The 21,898-nt window shown below is 70.9% G+C and carries 21 protein-coding genes, 1 tRNA gene and 1 pseudogene; 18 read left to right on the plus strand and 5 right to left on the minus strand.

Annotated features, from left to right (window positions below; genetic code table 11):
- Nucleotides 1-308 precede the first annotated feature (308 nt).
- The 3 genes from ACQEU8_RS35350 (at nucleotide 309) to ACQEU8_RS35360 (ending at nucleotide 3,294) form a co-directional block, all read left to right on the plus strand.
- The gene (locus ACQEU8_RS35350; RefSeq protein ID WP_433108965.1) at nucleotides 309-1,871 is read left to right on the plus strand and encodes a M28 family metallopeptidase; all 1,563 of its coding nucleotides are present in this window, start codon (nucleotides 309-311) and stop codon (nucleotides 1,869-1,871) included.
- Between the two features lie 242 nt (nucleotides 1,872-2,113).
- Complete coding sequence (locus tag ACQEU8_RS35355) at nucleotides 2,114-2,410, plus strand: type II toxin-antitoxin system VapB family antitoxin (RefSeq protein WP_003999914.1); 297 nt, start codon at nucleotides 2,114-2,116, stop codon at nucleotides 2,408-2,410.
- Between the two features lie 158 nt (nucleotides 2,411-2,568).
- Nucleotides 2,569-3,294, plus strand: coding sequence for a LytR C-terminal domain-containing protein (locus ACQEU8_RS35360; protein ID WP_433108473.1), 726 nt, complete (start codon nucleotides 2,569-2,571; stop codon nucleotides 3,292-3,294).
- 58 nt (nucleotides 3,295-3,352) lie between these two features.
- Here the strand turns inward: ACQEU8_RS35360 and upp are convergent, their stop codons facing one another.
- Nucleotides 3,353-3,988: a uracil phosphoribosyltransferase gene (gene upp, locus ACQEU8_RS35365; RefSeq protein ID WP_433108475.1), complete on the minus strand. Its 636-nt coding sequence runs from the start codon at nucleotides 3,986-3,988 to the stop codon at nucleotides 3,353-3,355.
- A 229-nt stretch (nucleotides 3,989-4,217) separates the two neighbouring features.
- Between upp and ACQEU8_RS35370 the strand changes: the two genes are divergently transcribed.
- From ACQEU8_RS35370 to ACQEU8_RS35385, 4 genes are all read left to right on the plus strand, one after another.
- Nucleotides 4,218-4,457 carry a hypothetical protein gene (locus ACQEU8_RS35370; protein ID WP_433108967.1) on the plus strand — a complete coding sequence of 80 codons (240 nt, stop codon included), beginning with the start codon at nucleotides 4,218-4,220 and terminating at the stop codon, nucleotides 4,455-4,457.
- 287 nt (nucleotides 4,458-4,744) lie between these two features.
- The gene (locus tag ACQEU8_RS35375) at nucleotides 4,745-5,293 is read left to right on the plus strand and encodes a hypothetical protein (RefSeq protein WP_433108477.1); all 549 of its coding nucleotides are present in this window, start codon (nucleotides 4,745-4,747) and stop codon (nucleotides 5,291-5,293) included.
- A 31-nt stretch (nucleotides 5,294-5,324) separates the two neighbouring features.
- Nucleotides 5,325-5,900 (plus strand): tRNA adenosine(34) deaminase TadA, encoded by a 576-nt coding sequence (gene tadA, locus ACQEU8_RS35380; RefSeq protein ID WP_433108479.1) that lies wholly within the window; start codon nucleotides 5,325-5,327, stop codon nucleotides 5,898-5,900.
- A gap of 10 nt (nucleotides 5,901-5,910) precedes the next feature.
- Nucleotides 5,911-5,997, plus strand: a tRNA-Ser gene (locus tag ACQEU8_RS35385).
- Nucleotides 5,998-6,061: 64 nt separating this feature from the next.
- On the opposite strand, the gene ACQEU8_RS35390 is transcribed toward ACQEU8_RS35385, so the two are convergent.
- On the minus strand, nucleotides 6,062-7,690 hold the full coding sequence (locus ACQEU8_RS35390; protein ID WP_433108481.1) for an MFS transporter: 1,629 nt from the start codon (nucleotides 7,688-7,690) through the stop codon (nucleotides 6,062-6,064).
- A 145-nt stretch (nucleotides 7,691-7,835) separates the two neighbouring features.
- On the opposite strand from ACQEU8_RS35390, the gene ACQEU8_RS35395 reads away from it, so the two are divergent.
- The 6 genes from ACQEU8_RS35395 (at nucleotide 7,836) to ACQEU8_RS35420 (ending at nucleotide 14,051) form a co-directional block, all read left to right on the plus strand.
- Nucleotides 7,836-8,411: a CGNR zinc finger domain-containing protein gene (locus ACQEU8_RS35395; protein ID WP_433108483.1), complete on the plus strand. Its 576-nt coding sequence runs from the start codon at nucleotides 7,836-7,838 to the stop codon at nucleotides 8,409-8,411.
- A gap of 980 nt (nucleotides 8,412-9,391) precedes the next feature.
- The gene (locus ACQEU8_RS35400; protein ID WP_433108485.1) at nucleotides 9,392-10,339 is read left to right on the plus strand and encodes an NADP-dependent oxidoreductase; all 948 of its coding nucleotides are present in this window, start codon (nucleotides 9,392-9,394) and stop codon (nucleotides 10,337-10,339) included.
- Between the two features lie 260 nt (nucleotides 10,340-10,599).
- A complete protein-coding gene (locus ACQEU8_RS35405; protein WP_433108487.1) occupies nucleotides 10,600-10,764 on the plus strand; it encodes a hypothetical protein in 165 nt (54 codons plus the stop codon).
- Nucleotides 10,765-11,051: 287 nt separating this feature from the next.
- Nucleotides 11,052-11,897, plus strand: a complete 846-nt coding sequence (locus tag ACQEU8_RS35410) for an RNA polymerase sigma factor SigF (protein ID WP_433108489.1) — start codon at nucleotides 11,052-11,054, stop codon at nucleotides 11,895-11,897.
- Nucleotides 11,898-12,096: 199 nt separating this feature from the next.
- Nucleotides 12,097-13,074, plus strand: coding sequence for an RNA polymerase sigma factor SigF (locus ACQEU8_RS35415; RefSeq protein WP_433108491.1), 978 nt, complete (start codon nucleotides 12,097-12,099; stop codon nucleotides 13,072-13,074).
- Between the two features lie 113 nt (nucleotides 13,075-13,187).
- Nucleotides 13,188-14,051 (plus strand): hypothetical protein, encoded by an 864-nt coding sequence (locus ACQEU8_RS35420; protein WP_433108494.1) that lies wholly within the window; start codon nucleotides 13,188-13,190, stop codon nucleotides 14,049-14,051.
- A gap of 177 nt (nucleotides 14,052-14,228) precedes the next feature.
- On the opposite strand, the gene ACQEU8_RS35425 is transcribed toward ACQEU8_RS35420, so the two are convergent.
- Nucleotides 14,229-14,453 (minus strand): hypothetical protein, encoded by a 225-nt coding sequence (locus ACQEU8_RS35425; RefSeq protein WP_433108496.1) that lies wholly within the window; start codon nucleotides 14,451-14,453, stop codon nucleotides 14,229-14,231.
- A 193-nt stretch (nucleotides 14,454-14,646) separates the two neighbouring features.
- On the opposite strand from ACQEU8_RS35425, the gene ACQEU8_RS35430 reads away from it, so the two are divergent.
- From ACQEU8_RS35430 to ACQEU8_RS35440, 3 genes are all read left to right on the plus strand, one after another.
- Nucleotides 14,647-15,126 (plus strand): MarR family winged helix-turn-helix transcriptional regulator, encoded by a 480-nt coding sequence (locus tag ACQEU8_RS35430; protein WP_433108498.1) that lies wholly within the window; start codon nucleotides 14,647-14,649, stop codon nucleotides 15,124-15,126.
- Nucleotides 15,127-15,137: 11 nt separating this feature from the next.
- On the plus strand, nucleotides 15,138-17,747 hold the full coding sequence (locus ACQEU8_RS35435; protein ID WP_433108500.1) for an MFS transporter: 2,610 nt from the start codon (nucleotides 15,138-15,140) through the stop codon (nucleotides 17,745-17,747).
- A gap of 184 nt (nucleotides 17,748-17,931) precedes the next feature.
- Nucleotides 17,932-18,792: a YceI family protein gene (locus tag ACQEU8_RS35440; protein WP_433108502.1), complete on the plus strand. Its 861-nt coding sequence runs from the start codon at nucleotides 17,932-17,934 to the stop codon at nucleotides 18,790-18,792.
- Nucleotides 18,793-18,824: 32 nt separating this feature from the next.
- Here ACQEU8_RS35440 and ACQEU8_RS35445 read toward each other — a convergent pair whose 3' ends face one another.
- The gene (locus tag ACQEU8_RS35445; RefSeq protein WP_433108504.1) at nucleotides 18,825-19,646 is read right to left on the minus strand and encodes a TetR/AcrR family transcriptional regulator; all 822 of its coding nucleotides are present in this window, start codon (nucleotides 19,644-19,646) and stop codon (nucleotides 18,825-18,827) included.
- Nucleotides 19,647-19,849: 203 nt separating this feature from the next.
- Nucleotides 19,850-20,161: pseudogene (locus ACQEU8_RS35450) on the minus strand (winged helix-turn-helix domain-containing protein); the annotation flags it as partial.
- A gap of 191 nt (nucleotides 20,162-20,352) precedes the next feature.
- Here ACQEU8_RS35450 and ACQEU8_RS35455 point away from each other — a divergent pair.
- Together ACQEU8_RS35455 and ACQEU8_RS35460 are read left to right on the plus strand one after the other, a co-directional pair.
- On the plus strand, nucleotides 20,353-20,868 hold the full coding sequence (locus ACQEU8_RS35455; RefSeq protein WP_433108506.1) for a hypothetical protein: 516 nt from the start codon (nucleotides 20,353-20,355) through the stop codon (nucleotides 20,866-20,868).
- Between the two features lie 279 nt (nucleotides 20,869-21,147).
- Complete coding sequence (locus ACQEU8_RS35460; protein ID WP_433108508.1) at nucleotides 21,148-21,645, plus strand: hypothetical protein; 498 nt, start codon at nucleotides 21,148-21,150, stop codon at nucleotides 21,643-21,645.
- Nucleotides 21,646-21,898: the final 253 nt, after the last annotated feature.

Below are 21,898 nucleotides of genomic sequence, written 5' to 3' on the forward strand. Positions count from 1 at the left end.
CGAGGTTCCCCTCCCCGGTCGTTCCCGAGCCACCGGGACGGGCAGTACGAGCCAAACCACACCGCGGCAGCACGGGGCACAACACGGCCGCAGTGCGCGCACAGCCGTTCCCTCCCGGCCCGCCGCCCGCTAGCTTCCCTCTGACCGAGTCCGCGCGTCCGTATGCCGGACACTGCCGGACCCGACGCACCAGAGAGCACAGAGCGCACCAGAGCACCACACGTCGACAGCGGTTCCCCGAAAGGATCACGACTGTGTCCGTACCGCTCCGCTCCGCCCGCTCCCTGCACGCACTGCGCAGGAGATCCATGGCGGCTCTGACCGCCACCGCCCTCGCCACCCCGCTGCTCCTCGCCTCGACGACCAGCGCCGGCGCCGCCACCGACGCCGCCGAACGCCCCGCCGGACAGTCGGCGAAAGAAGCCGACAAGCTCGCCGAGAAGCTGGTCCGACGCACCAGTGGCGACGGCGCCATGAAGCATCTGAAGGCACTCAGCGCCATCGCCGAGTACAGCGACGGCAACCGGGGCGCGGGCTCCGAGGGCCACGACCGCTCCGCACGCTACGCGGGCACCCTGCTCAAGGCGGCCGGCTACAAGGTCACCTACCAGAAGTTCGAGTTCACCTTCCGCGAGACCCTCGCGGAGAAGCTCTCCGTCGTGAGCCCGGACCAGCGTGACGTCCCGATCACGCTGATGACGTACACCAAGAGCACCCCGGAGGGCGGCATCAAGGCGCCCGTCACGGCCGTGCCTGTCGACGCCGACGGCTCCAACGGCTGCGAGGCGGGCGACTACGCCCAGGGCGCGTACGACGGGAAGATCGCACTGATCAAGCGGGGCGGCTGTGCGTTCGCGCAGAAGCAGGCGGCCGCCGCCGACGCGGGCGCGGTCGGCGCGGTGATCTACAACAACGTGGACGGCGCGCTCAACGGCACCCTCGGCAGCCCGGACGCCGCCCGCATCCCCACCGGCGGCATCACCAAGGCCGACGGCGAGGCGCTCGCCGAGCAGGCCGCCAAGGGCGAGGTCACGCTCAACCTGGAGCTGCGGGAGCACCAGGAGCAGCGCACCACGCACAACGTCCTCGCCGAGACCCGCGGCGGCGATCCGGACAACACGGTGATGCTCGGCGCCCACCTCGACTCCGTCCCCGAGGGCCCCGGCATCAACGACAACGCCTCCGGCTCGGCGGGCATCCTGGAGACCGCCCTCCAGTTGGCCAAGGCCGACCCCAAGGGCAAGCACGCCAACAAGGTCCGCTTCGCGCTGTGGAGCGCCGAGGAGCTGGGCCTGCTCGGCGCCGAGCACTATGTGACGCAGCTGCCGGCCGCCGAACGCGCGAAGATCGGGCTCTACCTCAACTTCGACATGATCGCGAGCCCCAACTACGGGATGTTCGCCTACGACGGTGACAACTCCGACGGCACGGGCGCGGGCCCGGGACCGGAGGGTTCGGCGACGCTGGAGAAGGACCTGGTGGACTTCCTCACCTCCCGCGGTACGGCGACCCAGGGCACCGACTTCACCGGCCGCTCCGACTACGGCCCCTTCATCGAGGCGGGCATCCCCGCAGGTGGCACGTTCACCGGAGCCGAGGGGATCAAGACCGCCGAGCAGCAGAAGCTGTGGGGCGGCACGGCGGGAGCGGCGTACGACGGCTGCTACCACCAGGCCTGCGACACGCTGAAGAACATCAACACCCGCGCCTTCGACCTCAACGTCAAGGCCATCGCCAACGCGGTCGGCCACTACGCCTGGGACACCAGCGGACTACCCCGCGGCACCGACCGACCGGCCGGTACGTTCTCGACGGAGGAGTCGGCCGCCCCGGTCACCGGCCCGTACAAGGGCGCACACCTCATCCGCTGACCCGCCGCTCCGCGCAACCACACGCCCCGTTGTCCACAACCTGTGGACAACGGGGCGCCACCCCGCTCTGAGCCTTGAATCGTGCACGGCTCCCACAGAACCGGCACGGAAGCGGCGTCCGCCTTCCGCTCGCCTTTCACCTCCGGTCTGCCCGCCTTTCACCCGGTTCATTGAAAGATCACCCGGATTGCACCAGCGGCACAGGGCTGCGCCCGGTACCGGTAGCCCGGTAGGCTTTCCGTGTGATCTTCAAGCGAATCGGAAACGGGCGGCCGTACCCCGACCATGGCCGGGAGAGCACCCGTCAGTGGGCGGATGTGGCCCCGCGCCCGGTGCGCCTTGACCAGCTCGTCACCACCAAAGGCCAGCTCGACCTGGAGACCCTGCTCGCGGAGGATTCGACGTTCTACGGCGACCTGTTCGCCCACGTCGTGAAGTGGCAGGGCGATCTGTATCTGGAGGACGGGCTGCACCGCGCGGTCCGCGCCGCGCTCCAGCAGCGCCAGGTGCTGCACGCCCGCGTCCTCGAACTGGACTGACCGACCCGCCGAACCGGGCTGCCCCGCCGCGAACCGGAGCGGTTTCACGCCGCGCGGGAGCACACACATTCCCCCGTTCGGGTACGTGTTTGTAGGCGTATCGAGGAGCCGTTGATCATCTAGTAGGCAGTCCTGCATACGGCCACTACCCTGCGCACATGAGCATGCTCACTCCCCCAGGCATGGGCGGGAAGTACCGCATCAAGGGAGACCGTTACCCGCGGATGCGCAGGCCACGAAGGCGGGGGCGGATCATCGCCGCCTCGCTCGCCGCCGCGCTGGCCGTCGCGGTACTGGGATGGGGCACGCTCCAGCTCGTCGACATCTTCTCCGGCGGCGACCCCGCCGAAGCCACCGGCCGCCCGGCGGAGCGCTCGAAGTGCGCCTCGCCCGCCGGCGCCGAGAAGGCCACCGCCGGTGGCCGGAAAGCCGCCATCGGCAGCAAGTCGGCCGACGCGGACGACAGCAAGAAGGACACCGCCGACAGCAAGCTCCCGGAGCCCGGCGACATCACCGTCAACGTCCTCAACGCCACCTCGCGCAGCGGCCTGGCCAAGGACACCGCCGACGAGCTGAAGAAGCGCGGCTTCAAGATCGGCAAGGTCGGCAACGCGCCCACGGAGTTCGACGAGAAGGTCAAGAAGGCGGGCATCCTCGTCGGCGCCCCCGGCTCCACCACCTCGGACCGTCTGCAGGTCCTGGGCACCCAGCTCGAGAACACCGAGACCCGGTACGACGAGCGGAACGGCAAGGACGTCGACCTCGTACTCGGCAAGGGCTTCGAGCGCCTGACGAAGAAGAAGTCGGCCACGGCCGCCCTGGCCCAGCTGACCGGCTCGCCCCGGCCGGACAAGTCGGCCTCGGCCTCCCCTGCCGACTGCTGAGCCTCTATCCAGCAGTGCCCGCCGACTGCTGAGCCCTACCCGGCGGTGCCGTACAGACCTACCCGGCGGTGCCGTACATCCGGTCCCCGGCGTCGCCCAGGCCCGGCACGATGAAGCCCTGCTCGTTGAGGCGCTCGTCCACCGAGGCCGTCACCACGGTCACCGGCGTACCGGCCAGATCCCGCTCCATGACGGCGACCCCCTCGGGCGCCGCGAGCAGGCACAGCGCGGTCACGTCGTCGGCGCCGCGCCGGATCAGTTCCTTGATCGCGGCGACCAGCGTGCCGCCGGTGGCCAGCATCGGGTCGAGGACGTAGACCTGGCGTCCGGACAGATCGTCGGGCATCCGGTTCGCGTACGTCGAAGCCTGCAAGGTGTGTTCGTCGCGGATCATCCCGAGGAACCCGACCTCGGCCGTCGGCAGCAGCCGGACCATGCCCTCCAGCATGCCGAGCCCGGCCCGGATGATCGGCACCACCAGCGGGCGGGGCCGGGAGAGCTGCACACCGGTGGTCGCGGTCACCGGTGTGGTGATCCCGACCTCCTCGACCCGCACATCGCGGGTGGCCTCGTACGCCAGCAGCGTCACCAGCTCGTCCGCGAGACGGCGGAAGGTCGGTGAGTCGGTGCGCGCGTCGCGCAGGGTGGTGAGTTTGTGCGCGACCAAGGGGTGGTCGACGACGTGGATCCGCATGCTTCGACAGTATCCGAGGCCGCGCGGGGTCGATCCCGCCGGTACCGGACCGGTACGCGCCCGTACGCGCCGGGGCGCATGCGCCAGGCTCGCGGAGGGCGCGCCGGGATACGCCGGGGCGCACTGGCGTACGCCGGGCGGAGCAGGGAAAGTGGGCAAGTACACCGGAGGTGTGCATATGTCAGAGCCACGTGAGCCCGGGCAGCAGTCGCACCGGCAGCCGGGAAAGATCTCCCGGCCCCGCCAGGAATCGGACTTCCGTCCGGAAACCGACCGCCGCCCGGACCGCTCCACGGACCGCTCCCCGGACGCCGACCGCGGCGCCGACGCGGAGCGGCTGAGCCGCCGTGCCCGCTTTCTCCGCGAGCTGAGCGAAGCGCGTGAGCTGCGCGAGCGCGTCCACCCACGCCGCTCGCGGGCGGCCCGTATGCGTCAGCAGGCGCTGCGGATGCGTACGTTCCGCTGGTGAGGCCGTCCCTGCGAAGCCTTGCGGGTACGACCCGGAACAGGGGCTCGCCGGCCACCGTCCACGCAACAGCGGCTCCCCCTCCCCACAGCTCTGAGTCGCGAGTTGTCACAGTGAGTCGTCGCAGGCGAGCGCCCGGGTAAACGTTCGGGCAACAGTCGGGCAAACAGCGCGACGACGCACTGTCGAAGACCCTTCGCACGGCGCGGGTTTCTGCCACGATTCCGATGGGGCGGGGGCACGGTCCTCGTCAGCACTCGGGCACATCTTGAATCAGTGGGAGAGTCACGGTGTATTTCGCCGCGCTGCTCGCGCGCACCGAAGACGGGTGGGAAGCGAGCGACACAGAGCTGGACGATGTGGAGACCCTGGCCGACCTGGCCGACCTGGCCCGCGAGGCCACGACAGACGACGAGACGGTGCTGGTCTGCATCGAGCAGGACGGTTTGTGGTTCGGCGTCGTCCGGGTGGACGGCGAGGACGATCCGCGCGTGTTCGTCTCGGACGCCGCGGCGGCGATGCGGAGTTCGTACGGCGAGATACTGCTCTCGGACGAGCTGCTCGGCCGCCAGCCGGAAGACCCGTCGGCCCTCGACCAACTCGTGGACCTGGACGGCACGGAGGAAGGGGAGCCGGAGGGCAGCGAGGACGACGACGGGGCGGCACGCGCCGCGGCAGCGGAGGCGGAGACCGCCCCCGCGGGCCCGCTGGGCGACGCCGACCTCCTCTCCGACCTCGGGATGGACGAGAAGGTACTGCTCTCGCTCTCCCCCGAGGACGCGCTGACCGAGGTCGCCGACGCACTGGGCTGCACGGACGTACTGGAGGCCGTCCGCTGAGCCGCCGTACGACAAGCGCGACACTGTCCCCATGACCCCCGCAGCCGACGACCGGCCGACCGCCGCGTCCCCCACCCCGGAAGGCGACCCCGTACGCGACCCCTGGCGCGAGCCCATGCGGCTGGCGCTCATGGAAGCCGCACAGGCGCCCGGGACGGGGGACGTGCCGGTCGGTGCCGTCGTACTGGGGCCGGACGGCGCGGTGCTCGGCCGGGGGCACAACGCCCGTGAGGCGTACGGCGATCCGACGGCGCACGCCGAGATACTCGCCCTGCGCGCCGCCGCCCGCACCCTGGGCGGCGGCGACTGGCGGCTGACGGGCTGCACCCTCGTCGTCACCCTGGAGCCGTGCACGATGTGCGCGGGCGCTGCGGTGCTCGCCCGCGTCGACCGCGTCGTCTACGGCGCCCTCGACGCGAAGGCCGGCGCCGCGGGTTCCCTCTGGGACGCCCTGCGCGACCGCCGCCTCAACCACCGCCCCGAGGTCGTCAACGGCGTACTGGCACACGAGTGCGCCGCCCTCCTCACCGACTTCTTCCGCACCACCTCCCCCCCACCCCCCACCCCACCGGATACCGATTTCGATCCCGGGCCCTCATTGGGCTAGAGTTCCTCTCGGTAGCGTGTCCGAGCGGCCGAAGGAGCTCGCCTCGAAAGCGAGTGAGGGGGCAACTCCTCCGTGGGTTCAAATCCCACCGCTACCGCTTGTGAGCAGGATGTATGGAGGGCCGGACCCCGTGGGGGTCCGGCCCTTTGTCGTGTGACGCGTCATGCGGGCTGTTCGGCGAAGACCTCCGCAAGTGCGGGGCGGGTCAGGACGCGGAGGAAGGGGAGGACGGTGATGGCGACCGAGACGGCGAAGAGCGCGAAGGCGATGCGGATGCCGAGTGCTTCGGCCAGCAGGCCCATCAGTCCGGCGCCGATGGGCATGGCGCCCCAGCTGAAGAGGCGGCTCACGGCGCTGTAGCGGCCGAGCATGGCGTCGGGCACGAGGCGCTGCCCGATCGTGCGGGAGTTCACCGTCCACAGCGTGCCGCCCAGGCCACCGGCGAAGGCCGCGGCGGCGACCGCCCAGACGTTGGTGGTCAGCGCCGGTACGACCATCATCGCGAAGGTGCCGACCAGGTCGGCGAACATCACCCGGCGCCGACCGAAGAGCCGGTTCACCCAAGTGACGGTGAGGGCGCCGACCAGGCCGCCGATGCCCAGAGCGCTCAGGATCGCGCCGTACTCCCCGGGGCTCACCCCCATGACGTCGGTGGCGAACAGCGGCATGAGTGCCAGCCAGGCACCCCAACAGGCGCACAGGGCGGTCAGGATCAGGGCCATGGTGCGCAGCAGCACCTGCCGCCACAGATAGCGCAGGCCGATGGCTATCTGCTTGTTGACGCTCTCGCTGTTGGATCCGCGGTCGTCGTGTCCGCGGTCGGGTCCGCCGGGCACGCCGGGCGCGCCGTCAGGTCCGTTCTCCGGGGCGGCCGTTGCCGCCGTCTCCCGACCAGCGCGGAAGCGGCCCACGAGCAGGAGCAGGACGAACGAGACGGTCAGGTACGACACCCAGGTCGCGCCGAGGGCGACGCCCGTGCCGGCTGCCAGGAGGAGGCCGCCGACGAACGGGCCGCAGAACTCGTTGCAGACCGTCTCGGCCCCGGCGATCCAGGCGTTCGCACGTTCCCGGCTCTCCGGCGGGGTCAGGGCCGGTACCAGAGCCGCGGCCGCCGTCAGCGCGACGACCTCGGCGACGCCCAGCACCGCGCCGACGGTACAGAGCACCGGGATGGTGATGCTGTCGGTCGCCGCGCGCTGGATCAGCGCGCCGAGCGCGAGCAGCCGCAGGCCGTCCGCGCCCCACAGCAGACGGCGGCGATCGACGCGGTCGACCAGCACTCCGACATGGAGGGCCACCAGCAGCCAGGGCAGGGAGAGGGCGAGCGACACCGCCGAGACCTGGCCCGGGGAGCCCGAGGCGCGGGTGGCGAGCAGCGGCAGGGCGATCTTGGTGACGCCGTCGGCGAGATTGGTGATCGCGGTGAAGACGAGGAGGACGACGGTGTTCCGCGTGCCGTACTGCGCGGCGGACTCCGCGGTGGGTCCCGGGGCGGTCCCCGTACGGGACTTCGGGACGGCCTCCCCGGTGAGCTCCGGGGCGGTCCCCGTACGGGACTTCGGGACGGCCTCCCCGGTGGGCTCCCGGACGGTCCCCGTACAGGGCTTCGTAACAGCCCGCCTGCCGGGCTCCGAGACAGCGCGCCTGCCGGGCTCCGGGACAGCCCTCCCACCGGGCTCCGCGACTGCCCTCCCACCGGGCCCCGGGACAGTCCGCCCGCCGGGCTCCGCGAGCGCCGCCGACGGCTCCACCACCGCGACGGCGTGGTCTCGCTTCTGTCCGTCACTCACCAGATCCTCCCCCTAACCCTCTAACGAGTTTTGCCGGTTATTGGCGAGGGGTGGAGTCTGGCACAGGACCAGGCACCTCCGCTACCGGTAAAACCGTTAGCCGGTTAGTCGGGTGTAGGCTGGCGGCCTTCCGAGGAGGTGACTGATGCGCGATGCCCCGGCTTCGGCCCGGCTGATCGAGGCCTTCGCCAACACCGTCGACGTGGAGCTCGGCACCGACGAGTTGGCCACGACGAGCGGACTGGCCGTCTGGCTGGTCGACCAAGGGCTGCTCGACCGCAGCCGCCGGGTCAGCGCCGAGGACCACGCCCTCTGTCTGCGGCTGCGCATCGGCATCCGGGAGGAACTGGGGGTCAACGTCGGTGACACCGCCGACGCGACGCTCCTCGCCGGGGCCGACGACGCGCTCCGCGAACTGCCCGTCCTCATCACCGTCCGGGGTGGCACCCGGGAGGGCGTCCTGTCCCCGGCGCCGCATCTGCCACCGGTCAGAAGGGCACTGGCCGGGCTGGCGATCGCGTGGAGCGAGCTGGCCCTCACGGGGGAGGCCACCAGGCTGAAGCGCTGCGCCGAGCACGGCTGCGCCTGGGTCTTCTGGGACGTGTCCAAGAACCGCAGCCGCCGCTGGTGCTCGATGCGCGTCTGCGGCAACCGGGCCAAGGCCCGCCGGTACACGGCGAAGCAGGCCGGCACTGGCGCGTCGGCGGACCGGCCGGCCTGAACCCGGGTCGGCAAGAACGACCGTTCTCCAGGTCGGCCGACGCCCGGAGAACGCTCGTTTCCGCAGTCAGCCGGAGAATGCAGTCGGCCGGATAAGAAGGAGCCACCATGGCCCCGCGCCCCTGCCCCCCGTTCGACGACTAGAGCCCGCCGCACAAGGGGCAGGCCGCGCAGGCCGCGCAGCCCTCCGCAGCACGACCACCCACCCCGAGAACTCCGTCCGGCGGAACCCGGCGGCGCCCCGCGAGCGGGCGCGAGCCCTCACCACCCGTCCGGTGAGGCAATTCGGGGGAATCCAGGGATTGCCCCGCAGAAATTCGCCGGAACAATAATGGCGTTTTTCTCCGGGAAGTGCTTGACCGTTGCGGTATCGTCATCCCAACTCTCCCTTTGAGAGGGGGTGAGGAGAAATGGCCGGTGCGGGCTGTAAGTCTGAACCGGCGAGGACGACGCTTCAACGGTTCGCTGATCTCGCGCGGGCAATCGCCGGCTTCTTCCAGGCGGTCTACTACGCCGTCCGGACGGAGCAGCTGTGGTAGCTCCCGTACGAGCTGATGGGCCCACCCCGGGCCTGGGATGAGCCCATCAAAGGTCCTCGCCCGCGGCCCCGCTCTTCGTCCGACCAGAGGCGCGGGGCCCGCGCCGTGCGGACCGGCAGCAATTGCGCTGTTGTTTGCAGACTAGCATTGATCGCCCCGATTTTGCGGGTGCGCCCATACCCATTGTGATGCCCTGGTTGATCCTCCGGCGGCGTCACGGGAGGGGTTTGTTTTCACCCGTCCCGCACCAGGAGCGCCGGTATCGAAGGCGCGCCGCCGCTATTCCTCTTCGCGGAGACGACGAATACCGCGGGCGGCATTCCCCCGGTATTTCGGCCGGACGGCGGGGGACGGCCCGTGCGGGCGATCTGCGCGGGGCCGCGGGCTGTCGTACGTTGAGAGCGTCCGCTGGTTCCAGGGGGGAGCAGGGAGGCGCGGGTCGATGCGTGCTGTCGGTGTGCGGGAGCGGAACGGGCGGCCCGAGCTTCTTCAGGCGCGGCGGCCTGAGCCGGGCGAGGGCGAGGTGCTGGTGCGGGTCGTGGCCGCCGGCCTGAACCCGCTGGACTGGAAGATCGCCGAGGGCATGCTGGAGGACCTGGTTCCGTATGACTTCCCGCTGGTCATGGGGGTGGACTTCGCGGGCGTCGTGGAGGCCGGCGGTCCGGAGACATACCGATTCGCCCTGGGCGAGCAGGTGTTCGGGCACGTGGTGAGCGAGCCGGTGGGCGGGGGGACATACGCGGAGTACGTCGTGGTGAACGAGGCGGGCAGCATCGCCCACGCACCGACCAGCATTCCGCTGACCGCCGCCGCGGGAGCTCCCACGGCGGGGATGACGGCGCTGGGGCTGATGGACTCGGCCGCACTGCGCTCGTACGAGAGCCTGCTGATCATCGGGGCTGCGGGCGGCGTCGGTACGTTCCTCACCCAGCTCGCCGCCGCGCGCGGGCTGCGCGTTGTGGCCGCCACGCACGGGCACGACCAGGCCCGGATGGGCGCCTTCGGCGCGGCGCTGACCATCGACACCCGGGAGCGGGAGCTGGCGGACGCGGTGCGGGAGGAGTATCCGCACGGTGTGGACGCGCTGGTGGACCTGGGGTCGGCCGAGCCGGAGGAGTTCGCCCGGCACGCCGCACTGGTACGGGACGGTGGCGTGGCCGTCTCCACGCTGGACGCGGCGTCGGTGGAGGCGCTGTACGGGCGCGGCATCGAGGGCATCAACTATCACATCGCGGCCTCCGCCGACCTGCTGGAGCGGCTCTGCGAGGAGATCGACAGCGGCCCGCTGACCGTGCCCATCGAGGCGGAGGTCCCGCTCGACCAGGCGCCCGGCGCTGTGGCCCGCAACCGGGCGGGCGGCGCCCGCGGAAAGACCGTCCTCCTCCCCTGAGCCCTCGCCGCCCCCTGCCGCTGAGCCCCAGCACTCCCCGCCACTGAGTCCTCGGCCCTCGCTGCCGCTGACCCCGCCCACCCTGCCCCCGCGCCCCGGACCTCACGCCGCCCCGGACTCCCGTTGCCCTCCCGGAACGCTGGACTCCCTTCGCCTGCTGGCGACTCGTCGTTCCCGCTACACTCACACAGCCGCACAGGTGTACAGAGTGTCGATGATCGAACGCCCGGGGGCCGAAGGCCCGGGGGAGGGACAGCACGATGGCGCAGACGAAGAAGGTCGCGGGCTATGTGCTTGTCGTCTTCGTGCTGTACACGATCATCACGTCCCCCGAACGCGCGGCCGATCTGGTCCAGATAGGTTTCGAGGGCATCTCCAGCGCCGCGCAGGGCGTCGGCCGGTTCATGACCTCGCTCGTCAACTGAGACCCCCGCTCCGCCCCACTGAGACACCTGTCCCGCCTCTTCCGCGCGGGTTCCCCACCCCTCTTCGACCAGGTGCTTCCGGCTGCAACTGGCAAGCAACACGGAGTTATACGGTGCTTGCGCACGGTGCACATGTCTTGTGATGCTATGACCGCTTTTTGGCTGACGAATCCTGCCTGCACGCTCAAGGCCGGCCGAGCAAGCGAAGCACCCGAAACACCTGAAGCACCCGAAGCGATCGAAGCGATCGATCAGGACAGATCTGCACCGTAAGGGGTGGTGGCTGAGTGGACGGGACCCGTACCCCCACCCAGACCTCCTCCGGCGACGCCGAAACACCCTCCTCCCCCGCCGAGGCGCAGCGGGAACGAGCCGCGCGGACCCGGGCGCTGACGCAGTCCCTCTTCGAACAGCTCGCCCGGCACGAACCCGGCTCCGCCGAGCACGAGCGCATCCGCGCCGCCCTCATCGAGGCCAATCTGCCGCTCGTGCGGTACGTCGCGGCGCGCTTCCGCAGCAGGAACGAGCCGATGGAGGACGTGGTCCAGGTCGGCACCATCGGGCTGATCAATGCCATCGACCGCTTCGACGCGGAACGCGGGGTGCAGTTCCCCACCTTCGCAATGCCGACCATCGTCGGCGAGATCCGCCGCTACTTCCGCGACAACGTCCGCACGGTGCACGTCCCGCGTCGGCTGCACGAGATGTGGGTGCAGGTCAGCGGCGCCACCGAGGATCTGACGACACTTCACGGGCGGTCCCCCACCACCGCCGAGATCGCCGAGCGGCTGAAGATCACCGAGGAGGAGGTGCTGGCCTGCATCGAGGCCGGACGGGCCTATCGGGCCACCTCCTTGGAGGCCGCACAGGAGCGCGAGGACGGAATGCCGGGGCTGCTGGACCGGCTCGGCTACGAAGACCCCGAGCTGGACGGGGTCGAGCACCGTGACCTCGTACGCCATCTGCTCGTACAACTGCCCGAGCGCGAGCAGCGGATCCTGCTGCTGAGGTACTACAGGAATCTGACGCAGTCCCAGATCAGCGCCGAGCTCGGCGTCTCGCAGATGCATGTCTCGCGGCTGCTCTCGCGCAGCTTCGCCCGGCTGCGGGCCGCAAATCGAATCGACGCGTAACCGGTTCGAGCGACCTCAACTTCCGTCTCACCGCCCTCAACTGTGCAGTTTTATCGACATGAGGCTACGTCGCGTTGCCTACTTGTGACATTCTGCAAGAGCTGCGTTTGCCGCAGTGGCGTGCCCGGTATGGAGGGGGAGGTGCTTCCCTCTGAGCCGAGGGCGCCGCAGCGACCGTCCGCGACCTCAAGGGGGTGGCATGTCCGTAGAACTGGGCAGCTCCAAGGTGCTCGCCGAGAACACGTCCCCGGCCCCGGGGGCACCTCCAGGGCCCGCCGAGCCGGGCAGTGTGTCCCCGGTGCTCGACGGGGTCGCGCCGGACGACCTCGCGGGAGGGGAGCCGGCGGAGCTCGCCGGCGTCGTCGCCGCGGTGCCCGACAGCGACACGATCGACACCCGCACGCTCTCCCGCTCGCTCTTCCTGCGGCTCGCCGCGCTCGACAAGGCGGCGGCCGAATCCCCGGAAACGGCCAACACCGCGGAGCGGATGTACGTACGGGACACTCTCATCGAGCTGAACCTCCCGCTCGTCCGCTACGCCGCGGCCCGCTTCCGCAGCAGGAACGAGCCGATGGAGGACATCGTCCAGGTCGGCACCATCGGGCTGATCAAGGCGATCGACCGCTTCGACTGCGAACGCGGCGTGGAGTTCCCGACGTTCGCTATGCCGACCGTGGTCGGCGAGATCAAGCGCTTCTTCCGCGACACCTCCTGGTCGGTGCGGGTGCCGCGCCGCCTCCAGGAGCTGCGGCTGGCGCTGACGAAGGCGAGCGACGAGCTGTCGCAGACCCTGGACCGCTCCCCGACCGTCACCGAACTCGCGGGCTGCCTCGGCGTCTCCGAGGAGGACGTGGTCGACGGGCTGGCCGTCGGCAACGCCTACACCGCCTCCTCGCTGGACTCCCCGGCGCTGGAGGAGGACGGCGGCGAGGGCTCGCTCGCCGACCGGCTCGGCTACGAGGACAGCGCGCTGGAGGGCGTCGAGTACCGAGAGTCCCTCAAGCCGCTGCTGGCCAAGCTGCCACCGCGGGAGCGCCAGATCATCATGCTGCGCTTCTTCGCGAACATGACGCAGTCGCAGATCGGCGAGGAGGTCGGCATCTCCCAGATGCACGTCTCCCGGCTGCTGACGCGCACGCTCGCACAGTTGCGCGAGGGGCTGATCGCAGAGGACTGACCGACGACGGGGGGCGGAGTGCGGCGGGGGACAGCGACTGGGACACCCAACCGGACATCTGAGGACGCGGACGGAGGGTTCACTTCTGACGAGGCGTCAGTAACACTGGCGCCATGCGAAGCCAGGGGAGCAACACGCGAAGCCGTCGGGGCAGCCGGATAGCCGCCTCGGCGGCTCTCGTATGTCTCGGGGCACCGCTGGCCGCGGGGTGCGGCGGAGGCGGGGACGACGGCTATGTGGCGGTCGGCGCGGCGGACCCGTCGGGACGGAGCGGCGACGGCACCGGTCCCGTACGGCCGGACGACAAGGTGCGGTTGGTGCCGCTGCCCGGCGAGGGCGACGGTGACCGGAAGAGCGACGGCGCCGGGAGAGACGGCGGCGGCGACCCGAAAGGTGCGCGCGGGAGCGGGGGCGCGGACGAGGGGCGTACGGGCGCCGGCGAGGGCGCGGACGACGGCGCCGGCGAGGCGGGGGAGGGCGCGTCCGGTACGGGACCGTCCGGTTCCGCGTCGCCGGGCGCAGCGGGTTCGGCGGACTCAGCGGGCTCGACCGGCTCGGACGGCTCCGACGGCTCGTCACCGGGCAACGGCACGGGCGGCGGCGGCCCGCAATCCGGAGGCAGCTCCTCCGGCTCAGGCTCCCCGGACTCCCCGCGCCCGCCGAGCGGTCCGGCCGTGCTGACGGCGAGCGAGCCGGAGCGGGCGAAGACGGACGACCGGTGGTGCGAGAAGGTGACCGTCCGCCTCAGCAATTCCGGCGGCCGCGCGGTGACCGGCGGCAGGATCACCTTCAGTACGCACATCATCGGCGCGCTCGGCGTGGACTGGGACACCCGCGAGAGCACGCGTGCGCTGCCCGTACCGATCAAGGCCGGGGAGAAGAAGGAGAAGACCTGGACGGTGTGCGTGGACGCGTGGCGGGTGCCGCTGGGTATGCACATCGAGACCCGCGAGGTGCGGCTCTCCGGCTGGAAGTAACTGGGACCCGCCAGGGGTTGCCCCGCGCCTGAGGGCGTGTCCGGGCGCCTCTGTTCCCCCTCACCTGTGGTGGTGAGGGGCTGCCCCTGCTCGACGTACAAATCTGCGGGTGGTCTGTGGCTGGTCGAGCAGTTCCCCGCGCCCCTTCGGGGCGCGTCTCCCCGTCCCAGCCATACCTCAGGAGAAGGCGAGCCAGGCGACGCCCGCCAGGACGACGAGCGCGACGACGACGCCGACGATCACTCCGACGCGGGGTCCGGCCGGGGCCGGGGCGGCGGGCTGCCTGCTGCCGGGCCGGGAGGCCCCCTCGTCGACGAAGGCGCGGAACATCTGGGTGCTGCCTGCCGGGTCGGGGTGTCCCTGTCCGTCCGGACCCTGCGGCGCCTGCGGGTTGTGAGCCATGTCCCAGGACCCTAGCGAACCGTCCCCCGGATGGCACAGTCACGCCCGGTCAGGCGCTGTGCGCTCGCTCACACGGCCACCCTGGCCCTTGCGCACTCTTTGCGAAGCGTTTGCCTCGGTTGCCCGAAATCAATTTGCCTACAGCAACCAACCATCCTATGGTTGCCTTAAGCAACAAGTTCATGGGGTGCAGATGGCCGCACGCAGTCAGTACGAGGAGCTGGCCCGGCAGATCAGCGCCATCGGCGCCGTCAAACGAGAGATGGCGCGTGGTCTTCCCCCGGAGTGTCCGCCCGCCTCGGCGGCCGTACTGACGCTTCTGGAGAAGCACGGGGAGATGCGCACCAGCCGACTGGCCGAGCTGATGGCGATCGACATGTCGGTCACCAGCCGGCATGTCACCCACGTCGCCGACCGTGGCTGGATCGAGCGCCGCCCTGACCCGCAGGACGGCCGGTCCCGGCTGCTGCGGATCAGCGACAGCGGTGAGCGGCTCCTGGCGGAGCTCTCGGCACATCTCGTCGAGGCGCTCGCCGCCCACCTGCACGACTGGAGCGACGAGGACGTCGCCCAGCTCAACACGCTGCTCAGCCGGCTCCGTACGAGCTTCGGGGACTGCCGCGCCCGCGGCGGGCTGCCCCACGAGACGAAACCGACCGCACCACTGAGTTAGAAGGACGCCGAATGGCAACAACCCGACCCCAGCCGCCGGTTGGGGGGCCTCGCGACGCCGTGCAGGGGGCCGGCGGCGGGGCCCGGCACGCGGCACACGCCGCGTCGTCAGGCCACTCCAGCGACGCCCGGGCCCAGGCTGCCCAGGGCGTAGGCACCGCCGCAGCGACGGCAGCCGAGAGCGCGGCTCCGATGACGCACCGGCAGATCATGGAGGCGCTGTCCGGGCTGCTGCTCGGCATGTTCGTCGCCATCCTGTCGTCGACGATCGTCTCCACGGCGCTCCCCAAGATCATCTCCGACCTCAACGGCAGCCAGAGCTCCTACACCTGGGTGGTGACGGCCTCGCTGCTGGCGATGACCGCCTCCACCCCGCTGTGGGGCAAGCTGGCCGACCTCATCAGCAAGAAGTTGCTGGTGCAGATATCCCTGATCGTCTTCGTGCTGGCCTCGGCGGGTGCCGGTCTCGCGCAGAACCCGGGGATGCTGATCTCCTTCCGGGTCGCCCAGGGCGTAGGCATGGGCGGGCTCTCGGCGCTCGCCCAGATCATCATGGCCGCGATGATCTCCCCCAGGGAGCGCGGCAGGTACAGCGGCTACCTCGGTGCCACGTTCGCCATCGCCACCGTCGGCGGCCCGCTGCTCGGCGGCGTGATCACCGACACCAGCTGGCTCGGCTGGCGCTGGTGCTTCTACGTCGGCGTGCCGTTCGCCGTCATCGCGCTGATCGTCCTCCAGAAGACGCTGCACCTGCCCGTCGTCAAGCGGCCGGGCGTCAAGGTCGACTGGGCCGGCGCGTTCTTCATCGCCGCCGCGGCCTGCACCCTGCTGCTGTGGGTCACCTTCGCGGGGGACAAGTACGACTGGCTGTCCTGGCAGACCTACACGATGGTCGGCGGAGCCGTCGTACTCGCGCTGATCTTCGTGCTCGTCGAGTCGAAGGCCAAGGAACCGATCATCCCGCTGCGGCTGTTCCGCAACGGCACCATCACACTGGCGTCGATCGCCTCGCTGTTCGTCGGAATCGCGATGTTCGGCTCGACGGTGTTCATGAGCCAGTACTTCCAGTTGGCGCGCGGCAAGTCGCCGACGATGGCCGGTGTCATGACGATCCCGCTGATCGCCGGGCTCTTCCTGTCCACCACGGTCTCCGGCCAGGTCATCACCCGCACGGGCAAGTGGAAGAAGTTCCTCATCGCCGGCGGTGTGCTGATGGCCGCCGGCATGGGCCTGCTGGGGACACTCCGGTACGACACCGAGTACTGGCACATGTCGATCTACATGGCGCTGCTCGGCCTCGGCGTCGGCATGATGATGCAGAACCTGGTGCTCGCCACCCAGAACCAGGTGGCGGCGAGCGACCTCGGGTCCGCCAGCTCGACGGTGAACTTCTTCCGTTCGCTGGGCGGTGCGGTCGGGGTCTCGGCGCTCGGTGCCGTGCTCTCCAACCGGATCACCCACTACATGGAGGACGGCTTCGCCAAGCTCGGCGTCAAGCCCGGCGGCGGAGCCACGGGCGGCGGCGGCAGCGCCCTGCCGGACCTGGACAAGCTGCCCCCACCGGTCCGTACCGTCGTGGAGAGCGCGTACGGGCACGGCATCGGCGACATCTACCTGTACGCCGCGCCGGTCGCGCTGCTGGCGCTGGTGTGCGTGCTGTTCATTCGGGAGGTCCCACTGCGGACCACTGCCGTGAACGAGGCGAACGAGGCGTCCTCCGCGGCCTCCACGACCTGGGCGGCCGAGGACCACACGCAGCAGGCCGCCGCGGTGGCCGCGCCCGCGGGGGACGACACCCAGCTCAGGGAGTACGCAGCCATGGCCACAGACCAGCCCCCGGCCCCCATACCGACCAGCCAGTATGGAGTGCATGGCACCGTCCGCAACGCCGACGGCATCGGCGTGGCCCGCGCGGCCGTCACGCTGATCTCGCTCAGCGGGCGCCAGCTCGGCCGCTCCGTCGCCCACGCGGACGGCTCCTACGGGCTGGACGCGCCGGGGCCCGGCTCCTACGTCCTGATCGCGGCCGCCGACGGCCACCAGCCGCAGGCGTCCACCATCGTGGTCGGCGAGCAGCCCCTCAGCCACGACCTGCTGCTCTCCGGCACCAGCGGCCTGGCGGGCCAGGTGCGCGGGCTGGCGGACGGCGCCCCGGTGAGCGGCGCGATGGTCGTCGTCACCGATGTACGGGGCGAGGTGCTGGCCACCGGCGTCACCGGCGACGCGGGCGACTACCGGTTCGACGAGCTGGTCACCGGCAGCTTCACGCTCGCCGTGAACGCCACCGGCTACCGGCCCACCGCCGTCCCGGTCGAGGTACAGGGCCAGGGCACCACCCGGCTCGACGTCGACCTGGCGGCGGGCGCCCGGGTGACCGGCACCGTACGGGCCGGTGCGCAGCACCGGCCGCTGCCGGACGCACGCGTCACCCTCGTCGACGCGGCCGGCAACGTCGTCGCCACGTCCACCACCGGTGAGGACGGCGCCTACGCCTTCACCGATCTGGACGCCGGCGAGTACTCGGTCATAGCGAGCGGCTACCCGCCCCAGGCGAACGCCCTGCATGTGACCGGACCCGGAGTGGACGCGTACGACATCGAGTTGCACCACCCGGACGAGTGACCCCCCGGTCCTGACGGCGCGTGAATCGAGCGGAGCGCGCGCCGTCGGGTCCGGCAGGGGAAGGGCCCCGGCGGCCCGGAGAACCGCGACTGGCGAGCGCGGGCAAGGGACGGCCCGCCGCCGGGCGCCGGGGCCCGTCGTATGCGAGGCCGGGGCCGTCGTATGTGAGAAGGAGCTGGAAGAGATGACAGGCGGGGCAAGCGGAGCGGACCCGGCCGGCGGCGCCGGAGACGGCGTGCGGGCGCGGGTGCGTACCCGGGACGGCTGGGCGGTGCGGCACGCCGTGCTCACCCTCACCGATATGACGGGCGCCCAGGTACTGCGCGTCGAGGCCGATGACGAGGGTGTCGCACGCGGCGGGGAGCCGCTGCCCCCAGGTGCGTACATGGTCATCGCCACGGCTGTCGGCTATGCGCCGGCCGCCGCCACGGCGATGGTCACCGCTGCCGGGCGCGCGGAGCTGGGCACCCTGGTGCTGGCCCGGCAGGGCGGCGTCGAACTGCCGCCGCCGGGCCCATGGACGATCGACCCGATGCACTCCACGGTCGCCGCGTCCGCACAGCACCTGGGAATGACCAGCGTGCACGGCCGGTTCACCGAGTTCGGCGGCGGGATCGAGATCGCGCAGGACCCGGAGAAGTCGTCCGTCGAGGCCGTCATCAAGGCGGAGTCCATCGACACCGGCAACGACATGCGCGATCAGCACCTGCGCTCAGGCGACTTCCTCAACGCCGAGACCTACCCGGACATCACCTACCGGAGCACCGGCATCGACCTGGCGGGGCCCGACCGGTGGACGGTGCGCGGCCAACTGGGGATGCACGGCGTCGTCCGCGACGTCGACCTGGACCTCACCTACCTGGGCAGCGGTCCCGACCCCTGGGGCGGGCTGCGGGCTTCCTTCCGCGCCACCACCGAACTGCGGCGCTCGGACTTCGCGATGAACTACAACCAGGTCGTCGCCGCCGGGATCGCCGCCGTCGGTACGACGCTGAGGGTGGACCTGGACATCCAGGCGGTGCAGGGGGAGTCACTGCCGTTCTGACGCCGGGCCCCGCGCGATCGGGGCCCAGCTGCTCAGCGGTCCTCGGGAGCCGGAGGCTGGGGCGGAATCACGGGCGCGGCGCGGTCCAGCGGGGCCGCGCCGCGCCCGTACCGTGCCATGGCCTCGATGCCCGCGATGACACAGTCCAGGGCGACACCGAAGTCCCGCTGCTCCACCGGGAGTACGGCCTCTCCGTGTACGCCCCCGCCGCACTCCGCGTACTCGGGGCGCGCCCCCACCGTCGTACGCAGCGCGTCCACACAGTCCTGCGAACTGACGCCCGCCTCGCTGCACCGGCGCTGCCAGCTGGCCTCGACGGCGGCGTGCCCGTAGACGAACGAGAACAGCGCGGCCAGCGCACCGTCCGCCTGCTGCTCGGGGAGGCCGGAGCGCAGCAGCACGCGGCGCACGCCCAGCTGGAAGGACATCGCGCTCGGCCCGACGTTCAGGAAGCTGCCCAGCGTGCCGGAAGCCCACGGGTGACGGCGCAGCAGCCCGCGCAGCTCGTACGCCGCCTGCCGCAACTGCTCGCGCCAGTCGATGTCTTCGGCGTCCGCGTCGGGCACCTCGAGTTCGCCCTCGACGGCGTCCAGGGCGAGTTCGAGCAGGTCGTCCTTGCGGTCCACGTACCAGTACACCGACATGGCCGTCACGCCCAGCCGGGCGGCCAGCCGGCGCATGGAGAACTTCGCCAGCCCCTCGGTGTCCAGCAGCCGTACGGCAGCCGCCGTGATCTTCTCCCGGTCCAGCCCCTCGGTCTGCCCGTTCCCGGCCGCTCTGCGGCGGGTCTCCGTCCGCTCCTCCAGCCACACGCTGGTTCTGCGCATCCGGCTGGTGCGGCTGCCGTCGCTCATGGCACGCGCTCCTTCGGGGGCCGGCTCCGAAGGCCGGTCGGAGAGACGGAACGGGGCGGCAACGGCCGAGGTGACTTACGGACCGTTACCCCTCGATGCTAATCCGTATCCGCCCCTTCATCCGCCTTCGGCGACCCGAACGCCGGTATGACGGACTCGCCGGAACGATCCGGACGACCGGGACGACCGGCACTTGTGGCGCCCTCCCCGGGTTTGAAGACGTAACCCGCGCCGCGCCGCGTGTGGATCATCCGCTCCCTGCCCGCATCGATCTTCCGCCGCAGATACGAGATGTAGAGCTCCACCAGGTTGGCGTGCCGGCCCACGTCGTAGTTCCACACCCGGTCGAGGATCTGCGCCTTGCTGAGCACCCGGCGCGGATTACGCATCAGAAAGCGCAGCAGCTCGAACTCGGTTGCGGTCAGCCGTATCCGGTCCCCGCCCCGCCACGCCTCGCGGCTCTCCTCGTCCAGCACCAGATCCCCGACGACGAGCAGCCGTTCGGTCCGGTGCGCGCACGCACGCGGGGTTCGCTCACGCGGGGTTCGCTCGGGCGGGGTGAATTCGCGCGGGGTGAATTCGCGCGGGGCGCCCGTCCCACTCCTGCTCCCACTGCTCCCACTCATGCGCCCACCCTCGAACGCCCGGGTGAGAGAAGACTTGCGGGCACCTGTGAATCGCCTGAGAAAGACCTAGGGTCGGGTGGGTGAGCGCAGTCATAGCAGCGATGATCACGGCCATCGTCGGCGTCCTGGGCACCCTGTTCGCTCCCGTACTCACCCAACGCGTCGCCGCACGGCAGCGCGAGGAAGAGCGGGCGGAGGCCGACCGCCTGCGCCGCCTCGAGGAGCGCCGCGCCGCCTACACCGCGATGAACCGCGCCTCCCGGCAGTTCAGCACCCTCCTCAAGGACGCCCTGCACCGGCTGCGCGACGAGGTCTACACCGACCAGGAGCGCACCGCCCTGGAAGAGGCCCGCCTCGACTACCGCGACCGCTACGCGGAGGCCCAGATGATCGTCCCCGAGCACATCATGGAAGCCTCCCGCGCCGTCAACCGCGTCCTCGCCGGTGTCGACGCCGCCGTCAAACGACTCGACCGCGGCCGCGCCCACCCCACCGAGACCCCCGACTCCGTCCGCCACACCCTCACCACCGAAGGCGACCCCCAACTGGCCGCCATGCGCCAGCTGATGCGCGAAGACCTGGGCATCCGCGACTGACCCCCGAGATCACCCGCCACCGCGCCGGGCGCCAAGCTCGGCGTAGATGCCATACGGGAACGCTGACAAGGCCGGTAGCGCATGAGGCAGCGGCAGCCGGACCGTCCCACGGCTGAATCCCGCCCCTCCCCACGCTGGACCAGCCGTCTCCGCCGCCGCTGCGCGGGAGCACGGAGCGAGAAATGGTCACAGAATGGCCGCCTCTTCCCTATACCCCTCACACTTCGCCCTGCCGAGCACTACGGTCACTCCACCCGAAACACCCTGGGGGGGGACGAGATGACCAACCCGTACACCACGCCCATACCGCCGACACCGCGACCGCCCAACGCCCGACCGCTCCGCAAGCGGGTACTCGTGTGGGTCGGAGGCTCGGCACTGTTCTTCGCGGGCGTGATCATCGGCACCACCGACGACGGGCAACAGCCCGTCGACAACAAGGCCAAGCCCGCGACGACCATCACCGCGACCACCACCGCCACGCCCAAGCCGAGCCCGGCCGTCACCGAGACCGTCAAAGCCAAGAGGAAGCCAGGCCCCACGGTCACCGTCACCAAGACCGCCACCGCCAAGGCTGCCGACAGCGGCAGCCGCAGCGACAGCGACGGAGGCGAGGACAGCACCGGCACCTGCACGATCGTCTCGAACTCGGGGAACTGCTACTCGGCGGGACAGCTCTGCCGGAACAGCGATCACGGGGCCACCACCTCCACCGCCGACGGCAGGAAGATCAAGTGCGCGCGCAGCTCGAATGCATGGCGCTGGACCTACCTCTGACGGGACAAGGCCCGACGGTGCGACCGGTCAACTGGCGGGCTCCCGCCCGACCTTGGGAATCACCCGGCGGCCCGGGGCTCAGCCGCACGTACGTCGACGGCAGAACTTGCGCCGACGCACACAAGAAGTGAGGGAAGCTCCGCGCCGACGCCAAGAAGGGCTCGATGCCCACTCGGCACCGCCGGCGGCGACCCTCCTCGACCACTGGCTCGAGTCGATCGTGAAGCCGGACCTCGCGCCCCTGCCGCACGTC

It is taken from the genome of Streptomyces sp. CA-250714 (genome assembly GCF_050936705.1).
Lineage (GTDB): Bacteria > Actinomycetota > Actinomycetes > Streptomycetales > Streptomycetaceae > Streptomyces.

Excerpts from the sequence above, each read along its gene's own strand:
- ACQEU8_RS35350 (WP_433108965.1), top strand. The coding sequence starts at position 309 with ATGGCGGCTCTGACCGCCACCGCCCTCGCCACCCCGCTGCTCCTCGCC.
- ACQEU8_RS35360 (WP_433108473.1), top strand. The coding sequence starts at position 2,569 with ATGAGCATGCTCACTCCCCCAGGCATGGGCGGGAAGTACCGCATCAAG.
- upp (WP_433108475.1), bottom strand. The coding sequence starts at position 3,988 with ATGCGGATCCACGTCGTCGACCACCCCTTGGTCGCGCACAAACTCACC.
- tadA (WP_433108479.1), top strand. The coding sequence starts at position 5,325 with ATGACCCCCGCAGCCGACGACCGGCCGACCGCCGCGTCCCCCACCCCG.
- ACQEU8_RS35395 (WP_433108483.1), top strand. The coding sequence starts at position 7,836 with ATGCGCGATGCCCCGGCTTCGGCCCGGCTGATCGAGGCCTTCGCCAAC.
- ACQEU8_RS35400 (WP_433108485.1), top strand. The coding sequence starts at position 9,392 with ATGCGTGCTGTCGGTGTGCGGGAGCGGAACGGGCGGCCCGAGCTTCTT.
- ACQEU8_RS35405 (WP_433108487.1), top strand. The coding sequence starts at position 10,600 with ATGGCGCAGACGAAGAAGGTCGCGGGCTATGTGCTTGTCGTCTTCGTG.
- ACQEU8_RS35415 (WP_433108491.1), top strand. The coding sequence starts at position 12,097 with ATGTCCGTAGAACTGGGCAGCTCCAAGGTGCTCGCCGAGAACACGTCC.
- ACQEU8_RS35420 (WP_433108494.1), top strand. The coding sequence starts at position 13,188 with ATGCGAAGCCAGGGGAGCAACACGCGAAGCCGTCGGGGCAGCCGGATA.
- ACQEU8_RS35425 (WP_433108496.1), bottom strand. The coding sequence starts at position 14,453 with ATGGCTCACAACCCGCAGGCGCCGCAGGGTCCGGACGGACAGGGACAC.
- ACQEU8_RS35430 (WP_433108498.1), top strand. The coding sequence starts at position 14,647 with ATGGCCGCACGCAGTCAGTACGAGGAGCTGGCCCGGCAGATCAGCGCC.
- ACQEU8_RS35435 (WP_433108500.1), top strand. The coding sequence starts at position 15,138 with ATGGCAACAACCCGACCCCAGCCGCCGGTTGGGGGGCCTCGCGACGCC.
- ACQEU8_RS35440 (WP_433108502.1), top strand. The coding sequence starts at position 17,932 with ATGACAGGCGGGGCAAGCGGAGCGGACCCGGCCGGCGGCGCCGGAGAC.
- ACQEU8_RS35445 (WP_433108504.1), bottom strand. The coding sequence starts at position 19,646 with ATGAGCGACGGCAGCCGCACCAGCCGGATGCGCAGAACCAGCGTGTGG.
- ACQEU8_RS35460 (WP_433108508.1), top strand. The coding sequence starts at position 21,148 with ATGACCAACCCGTACACCACGCCCATACCGCCGACACCGCGACCGCCC.